Annotated in this window: 13 protein-coding genes; 9 read left to right on the forward strand and 4 right to left on the reverse strand. The window is 45.1% G+C overall.

Annotated elements, in window-relative coordinates; genetic code table 11:
• The first annotated feature begins 3 nt into the window (after positions 1 to 3).
• Both C1S74_RS20605 and C1S74_RS20610 read left to right on the forward strand, forming a co-directional pair.
• Positions 4 to 609: a cytochrome c oxidase assembly protein gene (locus C1S74_RS20605; RefSeq protein WP_045397476.1), complete on the forward strand. Its 606-nt coding sequence runs from the start codon at positions 4 to 6 to the stop codon at positions 607 to 609.
• An 11-nt stretch (positions 610 to 620) separates the two neighbouring features.
• Complete coding sequence (locus C1S74_RS20610) at positions 621 to 1,505, forward strand: cytochrome c oxidase subunit 3 (protein WP_045397479.1); 885 nt, start codon at positions 621 to 623, stop codon at positions 1,503 to 1,505.
• A gap of 2 nt (positions 1,506 to 1,507) precedes the next feature.
• Here the strand turns inward: C1S74_RS20610 and C1S74_RS20615 are convergent, their stop codons facing one another.
• Positions 1,508 to 1,744, reverse strand: a complete 237-nt coding sequence (locus tag C1S74_RS20615; RefSeq protein ID WP_005425979.1) for a DUF2909 family protein — start codon at positions 1,742 to 1,744, stop codon at positions 1,508 to 1,510.
• Between C1S74_RS20615 and C1S74_RS20620 the strand changes: the two genes are divergently transcribed.
• From C1S74_RS20620 to cyoE, 4 genes are read left to right on the forward strand one after another with little or no spacing between them, the layout of a single operon-like run.
• Positions 1,743 to 2,507, forward strand: coding sequence for an SURF1 family protein (locus C1S74_RS20620; RefSeq protein WP_045397481.1), 765 nt, complete (start codon positions 1,743 to 1,745; stop codon positions 2,505 to 2,507). The two genes, C1S74_RS20615 and C1S74_RS20620, sit on opposite strands and share 2 nt — an antisense overlap.
• Entirely contained in the window at positions 2,504 to 3,040 is a 537-nt protein-coding gene (locus C1S74_RS20625; RefSeq protein WP_045397484.1) for a hypothetical protein, read from the forward strand. Before C1S74_RS20620 ends, C1S74_RS20625 begins: the two co-directional genes overlap by 4 nt.
• 11 nt (positions 3,041 to 3,051) lie before the next feature.
• Positions 3,052 to 4,071 carry a COX15/CtaA family protein gene (locus C1S74_RS20630; RefSeq protein WP_045397486.1) on the forward strand — a complete coding sequence of 340 codons (1,020 nt, stop codon included), beginning with the start codon at positions 3,052 to 3,054 and terminating at the stop codon, positions 4,069 to 4,071.
• Positions 4,064 to 4,975 carry a heme o synthase gene (cyoE, locus tag C1S74_RS20635; RefSeq protein WP_045397488.1) on the forward strand — a complete coding sequence of 304 codons (912 nt, stop codon included), beginning with the start codon at positions 4,064 to 4,066 and terminating at the stop codon, positions 4,973 to 4,975. Before C1S74_RS20630 ends, cyoE begins: the two co-directional genes overlap by 8 nt.
• A 487-nt stretch (positions 4,976 to 5,462) precedes the next feature.
• On the opposite strand, the gene C1S74_RS20640 is transcribed toward cyoE, so the two are convergent.
• The gene (locus C1S74_RS20640) at positions 5,463 to 6,443 is read right to left on the reverse strand and encodes an OmpA family protein (RefSeq protein WP_045397490.1); all 981 of its coding nucleotides are present in this window, start codon (positions 6,441 to 6,443) and stop codon (positions 5,463 to 5,465) included.
• A gap of 459 nt (positions 6,444 to 6,902) precedes the next feature.
• On the opposite strand from C1S74_RS20640, the gene aroG reads away from it, so the two are divergent.
• The 3 genes from aroG to C1S74_RS20655 all read left to right on the forward strand — a co-directional run bounded on the left by aroG (position 6,903) and on the right by C1S74_RS20655 (position 11,099).
• The gene (gene aroG, locus C1S74_RS20645) at positions 6,903 to 7,961 is read left to right on the forward strand and encodes a 3-deoxy-7-phosphoheptulonate synthase AroG (protein ID WP_045397492.1); all 1,059 of its coding nucleotides are present in this window, start codon (positions 6,903 to 6,905) and stop codon (positions 7,959 to 7,961) included.
• Between the two features lie 184 nt (positions 7,962 to 8,145).
• The gene (locus tag C1S74_RS20650; RefSeq protein WP_045397494.1) at positions 8,146 to 9,318 is read left to right on the forward strand and encodes an MFS transporter; all 1,173 of its coding nucleotides are present in this window, start codon (positions 8,146 to 8,148) and stop codon (positions 9,316 to 9,318) included.
• Between the two features lie 218 nt (positions 9,319 to 9,536).
• Positions 9,537 to 11,099 carry a methyl-accepting chemotaxis protein gene (locus C1S74_RS20655; protein ID WP_045397497.1) on the forward strand — a complete coding sequence of 521 codons (1,563 nt, stop codon included), beginning with the start codon at positions 9,537 to 9,539 and terminating at the stop codon, positions 11,097 to 11,099.
• A gap of 122 nt (positions 11,100 to 11,221) precedes the next feature.
• Here the strand turns inward: C1S74_RS20655 and tkt are convergent, their stop codons facing one another.
• Together tkt and tal are read right to left on the reverse strand one after the other, a co-directional pair.
• Positions 11,222 to 13,213, reverse strand: a complete 1,992-nt coding sequence (gene tkt / locus C1S74_RS20660) for a transketolase (RefSeq protein ID WP_045397499.1) — start codon at positions 13,211 to 13,213, stop codon at positions 11,222 to 11,224.
• A gap of 79 nt (positions 13,214 to 13,292) precedes the next feature.
• Positions 13,293 to 14,243: a transaldolase gene (gene tal / locus C1S74_RS20665; RefSeq protein ID WP_045397500.1), complete on the reverse strand. Its 951-nt coding sequence runs from the start codon at positions 14,241 to 14,243 to the stop codon at positions 13,293 to 13,295.
• Between the last annotated feature and the right edge of the window lie 70 nt (positions 14,244 to 14,313).

Below are 14,313 nucleotides of genomic sequence, written 5' to 3' on the forward strand. Positions count from 1 at the left end.
GAGATGCAAGGTAAGTCATCCAATAAGAAACTCACTATCAAGTTGCTGTTAGCGACAGCAATGATGTTCGGCTTCGGTTTTGCCCTAGTACCACTCTACGACATCATGTGCGATGCACTGGGCATTAACGGTAAAACCAGTGAAGTAGCAGCGATTCAGCCAACAGGAATGCAAGCGGATATCAGCAGAACGATCCGTGTGGAGTTTATGGCGCACGTCAGCCCAGACATGCCTTGGGAATTCAAACCAAAAGTCGTATCCATGGATGTTCATCCTGGCGAAGTGATTCAAACTGAATATCTTGCTTTTAATCAAAGCGGTGAAGATTTAGTAGGACAAGCTGTGCCCTCCGTATCGCCGGGTACTGGTGCGGCTTACTTCAATAAGATCGAGTGTTTTTGCTTTAATCAACAACCATTGGAAGGTAAGCAACAAGCGAGTATGCCTTTGATTTTCTACATTGAGCTGGACGTGCCGGATTCAATTCATACATTGACCTTGTCTTACACACTCTACAAATTTCCTCCTCAATCAGGCGAGTCTTCGACAGCTAGCCTCTCGGGGAGTGAGAAACAGACCTTAACGCCTCAAACCAAAGCGCGTCTGTAAGGAGAGAACTCATGAGTAACAAGCCTGACACCTATTATGTTCCAGCTCAAAGCAGTTGGCCAATCGTAGGAGCATTCGCCCTTTTCCTCGTTGCAGTCGGTGCCGGAATGACAGTGCAGGGAACGCAAAGTGAAAGTGATGTTGGCACCGTAGGTGGAATCATTCTTGCTGTCGGCATGCTTTTCCTACTTTATATGCTGGCAGGGTGGTTCAGCAATGTCATCACAGAGTCATTGTCCGGGAAATACAGCGCTCAGATTACACGTTCATTTCGACAGGGGATGAGCTGGTTTATCTTTTCTGAAGTTATGTTCTTTGGGGCTTTCTTCGGCGCTCTATTCTACGCAAGGATGATTTCCGTACCTTGGCTGGGTGGCGCAGATAACAATGCAATGACTCACGAAGTGCTGTGGCCAGCTTTTGAGGCGATATGGCCGCTCACTACCACGCCGGGTGGTGATACGACCCAAGCAATGCCGTGGCAAGGCATTCCATTAACTAACACGATTCTGCTGCTATTGTCTTCGATTACGTTACATATGGCACACATCAGCTTAGAACAAGATAAACGAACGGCGCTCATTGTCTGGTTGGAGATCACCATCGTCTTAGCGGGTTTCTTCCTCTATTACCAAGCGGTTGAGTATGCCCATGCCTATCAAGATATTGGTCTGACACTACAATCGGGCGTTTATGGCAATACCTTCTTTATGCTCACAGGCTTTCATGGTTTGCACGTTTGTCTTGGTACCATTTTCCTTATTGTGCTGCTGTTTCGCATCGCCAAAGACCATTTTTCACCTAGAAACCATTTTGCGTTCCAAGCGGGCAGCTGGTATTGGCACTTTGTAGATGTGGTTTGGCTGTGTTTATTTGTTTTCGTTTATGTCCTGTAAAACTAGTAAGGACGAGGATTAGGGGCGATCCATCCTGCCCCTAGAGCAATCAGAAGGAGTATCACGACTAACGCAGAAAACATGACACGACGACCGAGATAGTGGCTCATTGGTTTGCCTTTCTTCGATGAATCCTCTGGGTCTTCGCGAACCATTTCGATAAGCGCTTTTGCGAGGTTAAAGATGATGAAAAGCAGCAAAAGGACAAGCGTTAACTTAAACAGAAATACGGTGGACATGGCGCCTCCGGTTTGGTCGTCGATATCATCGAAATGGGTTTGGGTTGCTGTCTTTTTAACTGTGGCTGTGTTTTCTCTATTGGTCAAACTGGGCTTTTGGCAACTTGAGCGTGGCAACGAGAAGCGTTGGTTGGAGCAAACGATTACTGCGCGGGCCGATGCGCCTTATCAGCATATCAACGCGGTTCTTGAGAAAAACGATTGGCGAGAAGAAAGTGTCATTGGAATAAAAGTAGAAGCAGAGGTTACACCAGAGCCATTACCTCTCATCTTGTTAGACAACCAAACCCACGACGGCAAGGTTGGTTATTTAGCTTTTCAAATAGTCAGTATGAGCCAAGAACCGACCACCTTAACCTTATTGGAGCTTGGCTTTGTAAGGGGAGGGCAAACGCGTTCGGAACTTCCTCAAGTAGAATCATTGGTATCACCGCAAGTCATCACTGGTCGTCTATATCGTAAATCTTCTAACCCATTGAGCACTGATTTGATGGCGGAAATGGGAAACCCGATGCGAGTACAAAACCTCAACATCAATCAACTGAGCCAGTTACTCAATGTCGAATTAATGCCGACCGTCGTACAGCCAAACAATTTAGTCCGATGGCCGTATTCTTTCCCATGGAATCCTTTGCCATTAACCAGTGCTAAGCATTTTGGTTACTCCTTTCAATGGTTTGCAATGGCGGGAGTGTTTTTGCTCATCACTGTTCTTATTTTTGTTCGATGGTTACGGAGCACATCACATGGAGGTGACGTATGACGACAGCTGTAACGAGAGGGCGAGTCGTTTTGATTTCGCTTATTTGCATATTTGCTCTTCCTGCGGTTATCGCAAAATTGATTTTAAGCCAGGGCTGGTATGAATCTGGCGTGACCAACCGGGGGAAATTGGTTGAACCGTACACATCGCTAACACAATTAGGGCAATCTTCTCCTCTAACAGAGAAAGGGTGGCAGTTGGCATATGTATTGCCTTCGGCTTGTGAAGCTCAATGTCAGCAGCAGTTGCATTTGATGCAGCAGTCCCACATTGCATTGGGGAAATATCAGGAACGTGTAGTGCCGGTTGTGTGGACAACAGGCGACGCTACCCCCTTTAATGGCTCGATGTTGGTTATGCAGATGAATGAATCTTTGGCCAAAACCGTGGAGGCAGGGCAGGTGCTGATTGTTGATCCTCTTGGCCAATTGGTGATGTCCTATACGCCGAGTGAAAATGAGGATTTGGCTCAATTAAGCAAGGATATGTTGGCCGATCTGCGTAAGCTTCTGAAATTATCTCGAGTCGGATAAGGAGAGTCCCTATGCTTTTAAACCGTTTGGTTAAGTTCAGCATTGGTCTAACACTACTCGTCATCATGCTTGGTGCATACACGCGTTTAGCGGACGCGGGGCTCGGCTGCCCTGATTGGCCGGGGTGCTACGGTCAGCTTTTAGTCCCGCAATCGGAAGCCGATGTAACCAAAGCCAATGCCTTATTCCCTGAACGAGCCGTCGAACAGGATAAAGCATGGTTGGAGATGATTCATCGTTACTTCGCAGGCTCACTAGGTATCGTTATTCTTATAATGGCAATTGCAGCAGTGAGAACAGATAGAGTGAATGCAACCATTCCTTTGTTACTCTGTTTATTAGTGATAGGGCAGGCGGCACTCGGAATGTGGACTGTGACATTAAAGCTTATGCCAGTGATCGTGATGCTTCACTTGCTCGGCGGTTTCACTCTGTTGGCACTACAAGCTCTGTTTTACTGCCAGCTGCAGTCTCGTAGGAGTCTTTATTTTTCCCCTTCTTCTAAAACCGTCCGAACGTTTTCTCTTATTGCGTTCGGTGTCGTACTCGCACAGGTATTACTCGGGGGGTGGACATCATCTAATTATGCCGCTCTGATGTGTACCGCCTTACCAATTTGTGAAGGGGAATGGACGCGCTATCTCTCATGGAAAGAGGCTTTTTCATTCTGGCAATCAGGTTTTGATAATTATGAGTTTGGTGTGTTGGATTACCCAGCAAGGATGACCATACATGTCAGTCATCGTATTGGGGCTATTATAACGGCAAGTGTTGTGCTGGTTTATTGCATCTTGCTATTAAAGCAGGATTCACATCATTCTCAGCGCTTGGGTGTTTGGATTGGCTTAGCTTTGGTTTGCCAAATCCTATTAGGTGTAAGCAATGTTGTGTTCCAATTTCCTATTTATGTGGCCGTTGCGCATAACTTAGGCGCAGCCATCATGTTAACGCTTATTTGTGTCAGTCAGTTCTACCTATGGCAAGGGAAATCTCGTTGGAGTCATCAAGCGAAAGGAGTTCGCTATGAGTAAAGAAATCACATTACCTCTAGAAAGTGGTAAGAAGATTGGTTCAACCTACCTAAAGCTTACTAAACCTAAGGTAGTCGCACTAATGTTGATCACTGCGATAGTCGGCATGATCCTCGCGCCGGTGGTTAATTTTCCATGGATCCAAGCGGTCTTTGGGTTGATGGGTATTGGTTTGATGGCAGGATCTGCAGCGGCATTTAATCATCTCATTGATCGACGTATTGATGCGCGCATGGCTCGAACTCATAAGCGCCCTTTGCCCTCTGGCGACACTCACCCTTTGCCAGTCGCTATGTTTGCTACCGCTTTGGGGATGATTGGTTTCGTGCTCTTATATGCGTTGGTTAATCCGCTCACTGCTTGGATGACGTTTTTAAGTTTGTTGGGTTATGCGGTGGTTTACACCATGTATCTCAAACGCGCTACTCCACAGAACATAGTGATTGCGGGGATTGCGGGCGCAATGCCGCCTTTGTTAGGGTGGACAGCGGTTACTGGCGAATTACATGCCAATGCGTGGCTGCTTGTGATGATCATTTTTATATGGACTCCACCTCATTTTTGGGCATTGGCAATACATCGGGTAGAAGATTATCGAAAAGTGGATATCCCGATGTTGCCTGTCACTCATGGTATTGAATACACCAAAACATCGATTCTTCTTTATACGATTCTACTAACGTTGGTTTGTATTTTTCCTGTGTTAGTGGGGATGGTTGGCTCTGTCTATTTGTTTTCTTCTTTGTTGCTCAATGCTGGTTTTATGTACCATGCATGGAAGCTGAAGTTTTCTCCTGAACCAAGCAGTGCAATGGGAACCTTTAAATTCTCTATCTACCATTTGCTTGCTCTGTTCGTTGCACTATTAGCTGACCATTACTTAGGCTCATTGTTCTCTGTGTAAAACCCTTCTTCTAACTACTGACTAACCGCACCGATCTTCGGTGCGGCGGTATTTCTACTGCGTTGTCGACTTCTTATGTAGGTTAGCTACATAAGAAGCCTCTGTCTTGTATAAACAGCCAACCATTCTCTGCAAAAATTAGTTCGAAAGGTCAATAGAACCTAAAAGAAGAGTATCTAAAAGAAAGCTCTAGGCCATCTTGACAGTATAAGTTCGCTGGGAATAGACGTGAGAGATAAAGAGTGTTGAGGGTTGTTTAGGTCTTGAGTTATTTAGTCGGCAAGGCTGTTCAAGAAGAGAGTGTTAAAATGGTTTGAGTGTGTCGCTTGGATAAGAGCTAAGCGTTAAGTTGTGGAAATGGTTAAGGCTAGAGAGCTATGTGGTGCCTGATTAGTGTCGTTAACATGAAACGGATAAAGCGAGGAATCGAAGCAAATAAAAAGGGATGCCGAAGCACCCCTTAGACTAAAGGTTAGAGTAGGAACTCTTATTCTGGTTGTACAAGTTCTTCGTATTGGAACTCAGGTACAATAACTTCAACACGGCGGTTCTTCTCGCGGCCTTCGTGAGTGCTGTTATCAGCTACTGGGTTTTCTTCACCCATGCCTTTAACTGTGAAGCGATCTGCATCAACACCCGCTGCGATTAGGTAATCAGCAACAGATTGAGCACGACGCTCAGACAGTTTTTGGTTGTAAGCTGCTGGACCAGAACTATCTGTGTAACCAGTAACTTCAACTTGAGCCTGTGGGTACTCATTCAAGAAGTTAACGAAGTTGTCTAGACGCTCAGATACTGAGTCAGTCAGCTTAGCACTGTCGAATTCAAACGTACCTGTACCGTACTCTTCTTTGTGCGTCTTCGTCATCATTACTGGTTCTTCTTCCATTACCTCTTCTGTTACTACTGCCGCTACAACAGGCGCTGCCGCGAATTTGTAGTTAACGCCAATGCCGAAGAAGTTGGCATCCATATCATCTAGAACGTCGTCTGAGATGTCTTGGTAACGTTGGTATTCCGCACGAACGCTCCAGTTGCGATCGATGGTGTATTCAGCACCAAGTGAGCCTGTAGGCACGATGTCTTTCTCGTCACCAGAAATCATGTAAGCACCACCAATTTTCGCGAATAAGTTCCACGTATCGTTTAGATGCCAATTGAATTTAGGTGCAAGTGTTAGTGCCCATAGATCACCATCGATAGTATCTACAGTATTAGCCCCTGACTTGAAGTTAGCTTTGTAGTCACCCAAGTAATCAACGCCATACTCAAGTGCAATGATATCGGTAAAATCGTAACCGATGTGCATTCCGGCACCGAAGGCATCATCGTCACAAGGGCTGTTTAGATAACAAGCGTCATCCAACGTAGTCATACCTACTTTACCCCCGATATACATCTCAGCATGAGCAGAGCTCATTAAACCACCAGCTACCACTGCTGCTACTGCAATTGCTACTTTGTTCATAATGTTTCCTTGTATTGATTGCATATTAACTTCTACTTTGTTTTAACAATTTGAGTAAAACTAGGTAGTTATAAGAAATTAGTTTAATAGTCATTTAATTTAACATCAAGCAACAATATCTTAGATCTTGCTACACTTTTAGTCGCGAACTCCCTCACAAACTTCTGATATTTCTTACATTGTAGACAAGATTTTTAATTTTTTAAGAAAATAACTAATTTTATTGAACTTTTTTCGTAAACTTAAATGTACGCCGTGTTTTGTAGTGAACGTTAGTTGTTAATTTGCATTTATTTGGAAAAAGTGATTGCAAGTCTATTGGTAAGCCGATAAGTTACTTCCATGACACAATGAAATGAGCCTACAGCCCTTGAAATTGCTTGCTTTGTGAACGATGTTGCACTGAGCAAGGTTGGGGATAAATAGTGGGCCAGGGATAGTAACTAGGAAGTAGAAGTAATGTTTCAAACTGATGATGTAAGAATTAATAAAGTAAAAGAGCTATTGCCACCTGTCGCTGTATTAGAAAAATTTCCGGCAACTGAAACTGCTTCTTCGACTACTTTTGAATGTCGAAATGCCATTCACAACATTCTTGAAGGTAAAGATGACCGCCTACTTGTCATTGTTGGCCCTTGTTCAATTCATGATCCTGAAGCGGCCGTAGAATACGGTAAAAAGCTAAAAGTGTTGCGTGATGAACTTAATGACCAACTAGAAATTGTGATGCGTGTTTACTTTGAAAAACCCCGCACGACTGTTGGTTGGAAAGGGCTTATCAACGACCCTTACTTAAATGATACGTTCAAGCTGAATGATGGTTTGCGTATCGGACGTAAGCTTTTGCTCGACCTGACAGATATGGGGCTACCTACGGCGAGCGAATTCCTAGATATGATCACGCCACAATACGTTGCGGATCTTATCAGCTGGGGTGCGATTGGTGCGCGAACGACAGAGTCTCAGGTTCACCGCGAACTTGCTTCAGGTCTTTCTTGCCCTGTTGGCTTTAAGAATGGTACAGATGGCAACATCAAGATCGCGAGTGATGCGATTCGTTCAGCAAGCGCTTCTCACCACTTCTTATCTGTTACTAAATACGGCCACTCTGCAATTGTAGAAACAGCAGGCAATCCAGATTGTCATATCATCCTTCGTGGTGGTAAAGAGCCAAACTACAGTGCCGCGCACGTAGCTCAAATTAAAGATGAATTGGATGCAGCCAAGCTACCAAAGAAAGTCATGATCGACTTTAGCCACGCGAACAGCTCCAAGCAATTCAAACGTCAAATGCTAGTTTCTGATGATGTATCAGAGCAAATTGCTGGTGGAGAAGATGCGATCTTTGGTGTCATGATTGAATCTCACCTTGTTGAAGGTCGTCAGGATCTTGTGGATGGCACAGTCGCAAATTACGGCCAATCTATTACCGATGCTTGTATTGGTTGGGAAGATACTGAAACGGTACTACGCCAGCTGTCTGATTCAATCAAAGCACGTCGCGCTAAAGCTAAATAAGCATTAAGCATTCAATATTAAAAAAAGCCAGCAACCGCTGGCTTTTTTCATTTCTGAGCGCCTTAGAGCTATTGGTTGTCATAAATGCGCGTTCATTATGCTTCAACGTTTGCAACTATCTCATGTATTTATGGACCAAATCCGCTAATGTGTTTGCATGGATTAGAAATACTCAAGGAATGAGATGAACAGAAACGTCTGGTTACTGTCACTTTGCCAAGCTTTGCTCATGACAGGAAACATCTTACTGATTTCAGTTATTGCCCTGATCGGTAAACAAATTGCCCCGTCATCAAGCATGATTACTCTACCTGTCGCGTTGCAATTTTTAGGGTTAATGTCAGCAACGATTCCCGCTTCTTTAATTATGGGTAAACTGGGACGACGATTGGGCTTTAGCCTCAGTAATGTCATTGGTATTCTTGGTGCTTCGTTGGCCACTTACGCATTGTCACAACAAAACTTCACTCTTTTTTGTACTGCTACCTTTTTGTTGGGTATTGGCATCGGTTTTGGCACTTTATATCGGTTCGCTGCCATTGAAGTATGTGATGAATCCGCAAGGCACCGCGCTATTTCTATTTCTATGGCGGGTGGGGTATTTGCTGCGGTCTTGGGACCAAACTTGGCGGTTTATTCTCAAAAATGGTCAGATGATGGCCTTTATATCACTGCTTTTGCTGTATTGATTGTGCTCTATGTGACAGCGCTTTTATTGCTGCAAACGATCCGTTTTCCTCCTGCTCACACACAATCAGTTCACACTAAACCCGACCCGATGAGTATCATCATTCGTAAGCCAAACTTTATGATTGCAGTCATGGCTGCCATGGTGGCTTATGCGGTGATGAATATTTTAATGACCGCAACGCCACTTGCGATGATTGGTTGTGGTTTCGATTTCGCGAGAGCGGCAGGTGTTATTGAATGGCACGTATTAGGCATGTTTGTACCGGCTTTCTTTACTGGAAGTTTGATTGAGAAGTTTGGTGCTAAGAAGTTGATATTGGCTGGTGGCGTTTTGTTTATTGCATGTATTGCGATTAACATGCATGGCCTTTCAATCTGGCACTTCAGCATCGCGTTGATTTTACTTGGGGTTGGCTGGAATTTTATGTTTATCGCCGCAACAAGCTTATTTAGCCAAAGTTATGAGGCGAAGAACAAAAGCAAAGCTCAGGCATTCAATGAGTTCTTTGTATTCAGTTGCGTTACGATTACCGCATTGCTTTCTGGTTGGTTGGAGTCGGCGGTGGGATGGCAAAATCTAAACCTATATGTGCTTCCGTTCGTTATTTTCGTGATGGTGATGTTCGTGCTTAAAGCGAATAACGATACTCAGTCTCAAGCTGCGTAACCGTTAATAGAAATTTATAAGGCCCGGTCATTATGGCCGGGTCTTTTTTGTCTAGAAGTTCACAATCTTCAGAGTTACTGGTTAATTATTGTTATCTAAGTAAGTTTTTTAGGCCTGATATGTCGCATTGGTAAGATTTTTTATCTAGCATTTTGTAATGAAAATAACAATCGTGTATATATCCTGTCGCAATTAATAATAATTATAGAAGTCTATCTATGTCAGCCAAATCTTCTCTCAAAGCTCAAGAAACGCTCTTCTCAGAAACCGATAAATTGGTTTCTACCACCAACCTGCAAGGAGTAATCACTTACTGTAATGATGCATTCTGCCGTATTGCGGAATACACGCAGGAAGAATTACTCGGTCAAAACCACAACATTGTGCGCCATGGTGATATGCCTAAAGCGGCGTTCGGTGACATGTGGGTGCGTTTGAAACAAGGCAAAGCTTGGCGAGGTATTGTAAAAAATAGCACTAAGTCCGGAGGTTATTACTGGGTGGATGCTTATGTAACGCCGATTTACGAAGGCCATCAAGTGGTTGGTTACCAATCGGTTCGTGTGAAGCCAAAGCGAGAATGGGTTGACATCGCGGCTAAAGCTTATCAGGGGCTGTTGAAAGCAGAGAAGTCTGGCAGAACTTGGTCGTTAAAACTCAATGAAACACTGCGTTATGGCATCCTTCTAGGTGCACTTGTTGCGCCAATGGCGAGCTTCGCTTTAGCCTTAGATGGTCCTCTAGCTTGGCTGGCGTCATTACTGCCAGCTGGGGTTCTGGCATTGTTTTTCCGTCAAGAACTCATTGATACGCCACAACAGTTTAAGAAACTTCGGTTGCAATACGACAGTGTAAGTCGTTTGGTGTATTCAGGTGATAAGCCGTTTTCTATCGCTGATTTTCATATCAAAATGCTGTCGGCTCGTATTCGTACGGTACTTGGTCGAATGACCGATTCAGCAATGCCATTACAAAATTGCGCAGAAGAGCTTAGTCATACGACGGCGGAAGTACTCACAGCATTGACACAGCAAAATAAAGACATTCATGAAGTTCGCGATGCGGCGGATTCGATGGAAGCGTCTGCCAATTCAGTGTCATCGAGCACCCATGACGCGCACCTATTGATCGATGACACACTGAAGTCTTGTCTAATGGCGAAAGAAACCATCGACCAAACTCATACCAATTTGTCACAGTTGAGCTTACAAGCAGAAAAAGCCACGGAGACCACTTATCAGTTGAGTGACCAAGCTCAGAAGGTAAGCCAATTGATGGAAGAGATCGGCGGAATTGCTGACCAAACTAACTTACTTGCGTTGAATGCTGCCATTGAAGCTGCAAGAGCGGGTGAGCAAGGACGTGGATTCGCCGTCGTTGCTGACGAGGTGAGAGCCCTTTCTGGACGGACTTCCAATGCGACGGATCAAATTCAAGCTTCCATTGAAGCGATGCTGGCAACGATTCAAAGCTGGCAAAAAGACATTATCGCCAATAAAGATCAAACGGACACGTGCTCACAGGTCGCTGAACAGAGCGCATTACGCCTGTCTGAAGTTGAGCAAATGATGCAGAGCATGAGCGGATTAATGGTCAACGTTGCTGATTCTGCGAATAAGCAGCTCCAGTTATCTAGCGATGTGAATCAGCACATTCATTCGATTGCTTCTACCGCAGAGCAGAACTTAGCAGCGACGCACTCCGTTGAGCAAAACAGCCAACAATTGAAAGAGCAAGTACAAGACTTCTATCGAATTGCGATTCAGTTTGAAGAGAAGTAATTTGGATTAGATGTTTTAGGATTCGTTATCGATAATCGATAGATAAAATAAAGCCCCGCTGCAGAGAGTGGGGCTTTTCAGTTTTCACATTCGCAATAGAGAAAACTGATAATACTAAGCGATTAAGCTAGCAGTTCTTTTGCTGTGTTTACTGCGTTTTCTACAGTAAAGCCAAACATTTCGAACAGTTGGTCAGCTGGTGCAGATTCACCGAAGGTTGTCATACCGATGATACGACCATCGAAGCCAACGTACTTGTACCAGAAGTCAGCAATGCCCGCTTCGATAGCGATACGTGCTGTTACGTCTGATGGCAGTACTGATTCACGGTAAGCCGCGTCTTGCTTGTCGAAGGTGTCTGTCGCAGGCATTGATACAACACGTACTTTCTTACCTTCAGCCGTTAGTTGCTCAGCTGCTTTCACTGCTAGTTCAACTTCAGAACCTGTCGCAATAAGGATCAGCTCAGGTTTGCCATCGCTGTCTTTCAGGATGTAACCACCTTTCGCGATATCTGCAACTTGCTCAGCTGTACGCTCTTGTTGCGCTAGGTTTTGACGAGAGAAAATAAGAGCCGACGGACCATCTTTACGTTCAATCGCAAGCTTCCAAGCTACCGCAGACTCAACTTGGTCACATGGACGCCATGTGCTCATGTTTGGCGTTAGGCGTAGAGATGCAATTTGCTCAACTGGTTGGTGAGTTGGACCATCTTCGCCAAGACCGATAGAGTCGTGCGTGTAAACTTGGATGTTCTGAATTTTCATCAGAGCAGCCATACGCATTGCGTTACGAGCGTATTCCATAAACATTAGGAACGTCGCGCCGTAAGGAACAAAACCGCCGTGTAGTGCGATACCGTTCATGATCGCTGTCATACCGAATTCACGTACACCGTAGTGGATGTAGTTACCAGAGAAGTCGCTTGCTTCTAGAGATTTAGAACCTGACCACATGGTTAGGTTAGAAGGCGCTAGGTCAGCTGAGCCACCCATGAATTCTGGAAGCATTTGACCAAACGCTTCTAGTGCGTTTTGTGATGCTTTACGTGATGCGATGTTCGCTGGATTAGCTTGAAGATCAGCAATGATTGCGTTTGCTTTCTCTTCCCATTCAGCTGGTAGGTCGCCGTTTACTCGTCTCTTAAACTCAGCCGCCAACTCGGGGTATGCTGCTTCATAAGCAGAAAGTTTCTCGTTCCACGCTGCTTCCTTAGCTGCGCCTGCTTCTTTCGCATCCCACTCTGCGTAGACTTCCGACGGAATTTCAAAAGGACCGTGCTCCCAACCAAGTTGTTTACGTGTCGCTGCAATTTCTTCAGCGCCTAGTGGTGCACCATGACAGTCGTGCGAACCAGATTTATTTGGTGAACCAAAACCGATGATGGTTTTAGTACAGATCAGCGTAGGGCGAGGATCTGCTTTTGCCGCTTCAATAGCAGCATTGATTGCTTCAGCATCGTGACCATCTACTGCTGGGATAACGTGCCAGCCGTAAGATTCAAAACGCTTAGGCGTGTCGTCAGAGAACCAACCTTCAACGTGACCGTCGATAGAGATGCCGTTGTCATCCCAGAATGCGATCAGTTTACCTAGGCCTAGCGTACCAGCAAGAGAACATGCCTCATGCGAGATACCTTCCATTAGACAGCCGTCGCCCATGAACACGTAAGTGAAGTGATCAACGATGTCGTGGCCTTCTTTATTAAACTGTGCCGCTAGCGCTTTCTCAGCCATCGCCATACCAACTGCGTTAGTGATGCCTTGACCTAGAGGACCAGTCGTTGTTTCGATACCTGGTGCGTAGCCGTACTCTGGGTGACCAGGAGTTTTAGAGTGAAGCTGACGGAAGTTCTTAAGATCATCGATAGACAACTCGTAGCCTGCTAGGTGCAGTAGAGAGTAGATCAGCATAGAGCCGTGACCGTTAGATAGCACGAAACGGTCACGATCAGCCCACTCTGGGTTAGATGGGTTGTGGTTCAGGTGAGAGCGCCAAAGTACTTCAGCGATGTCAGCCATACCCATAGGTGCGCCTGGGTGGCCAGAGTTTGCTTGTTGTACACCATCCATGCTTAGTGCACGAATAGCATTAGCTAGATTTTTACGGTCCATAATAACTACCAGTCTTTCAATATTGGAATTGGAAATTGAAAGGGGAACGCAAACGTTCCCCTTTTTTAATTCTGTGTGATTACAGCTTAGCTGCGATCATGTCTTCTAGTTTGCCTTGGTCAACGGCGAAGTTGCGGATACCTTCTGCAACTTTCTCAACTGCCATTGCGTCTAGGTTGTGCTCCCATAGGAACTCAGCATGAGTCATTGGCGCTGGGCGCTCTTTCGAGCCCTTAGAGTCAACCAACTTCTCAATTACTTCACCTTCAGCTGCTTCTAGTTCTGCAAGAAGAGCAGGAGCAATAGTTAGACGGTCACAACCAGCAAGCTCTAGGATCTCGCCGATGTTACGGAAACTCGCGCCCATAACAACAGTGTTGTAGCCGTGTTCTTTGTAGTAGTTGTAGATGTCAGTTACCGAGATTACGCCTGGATCTTCTGAAGCTTCGAAGTCGCGACCTTCTTTCGCTTTGTACCAGTCCATGATACGGCCTACGAACGGAGAAATTAGGAATACGCCAGCTTCAGCACAAGCACGAGCCTGAGCGAATGAGAATAGAAGTGTAAGGTTACAGTTGATGCCTTCTTTTTCTAGGATTTCAGCAGCACGGATGCCTTCCCAAGTAGAAGCAAGCTTGATAAGGATGCGGTCATTAGTGATGCCTGCATCGTTGTACATTTTCACAAGCTGACGAGCTTTAGCCACACTGCCTTCTGTATCGTAAGAAAGACGAGCGTCTACTTCTGTTGAGATACGACCTGGAATCGTTGTCAGAATTTCTTTACCGATGTTTACAGCAAGCATGTCACAAGTGTCTTGAACTTGTTGTGCTTTATCATTGCTTTGCGCTTTTGCGTATTCGATAGAAGCATCGATAAGAGGCGCGTACTCTTCGATTTGAGCCGCTTTTAGGATAAGAGATGGGTTAGTTGTCGCATCTTCTGGTTGGTACTTTTTGATTGCGTCAATTTCACCAGTGTCCGCTACTACAGTCGTTAGTTTACGAAGTTGCTCTAACTTGTTGCTCATAATCGATCATCCTATATAAATGGGCTTAAGTGTGGTTATCTGAACCACAGCTTGTGCATTTGCAAGCGAG

Source organism: Vibrio hyugaensis (genome assembly GCF_002906655.1).
Classification (GTDB): Bacteria; Pseudomonadota; Gammaproteobacteria; order Enterobacterales; family Vibrionaceae; genus Vibrio; species Vibrio hyugaensis.

Bases quoted from the DNA above. Each gene is read 5' to 3' on its own strand.
- C1S74_RS20605 (WP_045397476.1), top strand. From the start codon at position 4: ATGCAAGGTAAGTCATCCAATAAGAAACTCACTATCAAGTTGCTGTTA.
- C1S74_RS20610 (WP_045397479.1), top strand. From the start codon at position 621: ATGAGTAACAAGCCTGACACCTATTATGTTCCAGCTCAAAGCAGTTGG.
- C1S74_RS20620 (WP_045397481.1), top strand. From the start codon at position 1,743: ATGGCGCCTCCGGTTTGGTCGTCGATATCATCGAAATGGGTTTGGGTT.
- C1S74_RS20615 (WP_005425979.1), bottom strand. From the start codon at position 1,744: ATGTCCACCGTATTTCTGTTTAAGTTAACGCTTGTCCTTTTGCTGCTT.
- C1S74_RS20625 (WP_045397484.1), top strand. From the start codon at position 2,504: ATGACGACAGCTGTAACGAGAGGGCGAGTCGTTTTGATTTCGCTTATT.
- C1S74_RS20630 (WP_045397486.1), top strand. From the start codon at position 3,052: ATGCTTTTAAACCGTTTGGTTAAGTTCAGCATTGGTCTAACACTACTC.
- cyoE (WP_045397488.1), top strand. From the start codon at position 4,064: ATGAGTAAAGAAATCACATTACCTCTAGAAAGTGGTAAGAAGATTGGT.
- C1S74_RS20640 (WP_045397490.1), bottom strand. From the start codon at position 6,443: ATGAACAAAGTAGCAATTGCAGTAGCAGCAGTGGTAGCTGGTGGTTTA.
- aroG (WP_045397492.1), top strand. From the start codon at position 6,903: ATGTTTCAAACTGATGATGTAAGAATTAATAAAGTAAAAGAGCTATTG.
- C1S74_RS20650 (WP_045397494.1), top strand. From the start codon at position 8,146: ATGAACAGAAACGTCTGGTTACTGTCACTTTGCCAAGCTTTGCTCATG.
- C1S74_RS20655 (WP_045397497.1), top strand. From the start codon at position 9,537: ATGTCAGCCAAATCTTCTCTCAAAGCTCAAGAAACGCTCTTCTCAGAA.
- tkt (WP_045397499.1), bottom strand. From the start codon at position 13,213: ATGGACCGTAAAAATCTAGCTAATGCTATTCGTGCACTAAGCATGGAT.
- tal (WP_045397500.1), bottom strand. From the start codon at position 14,243: ATGAGCAACAAGTTAGAGCAACTTCGTAAACTAACGACTGTAGTAGCG.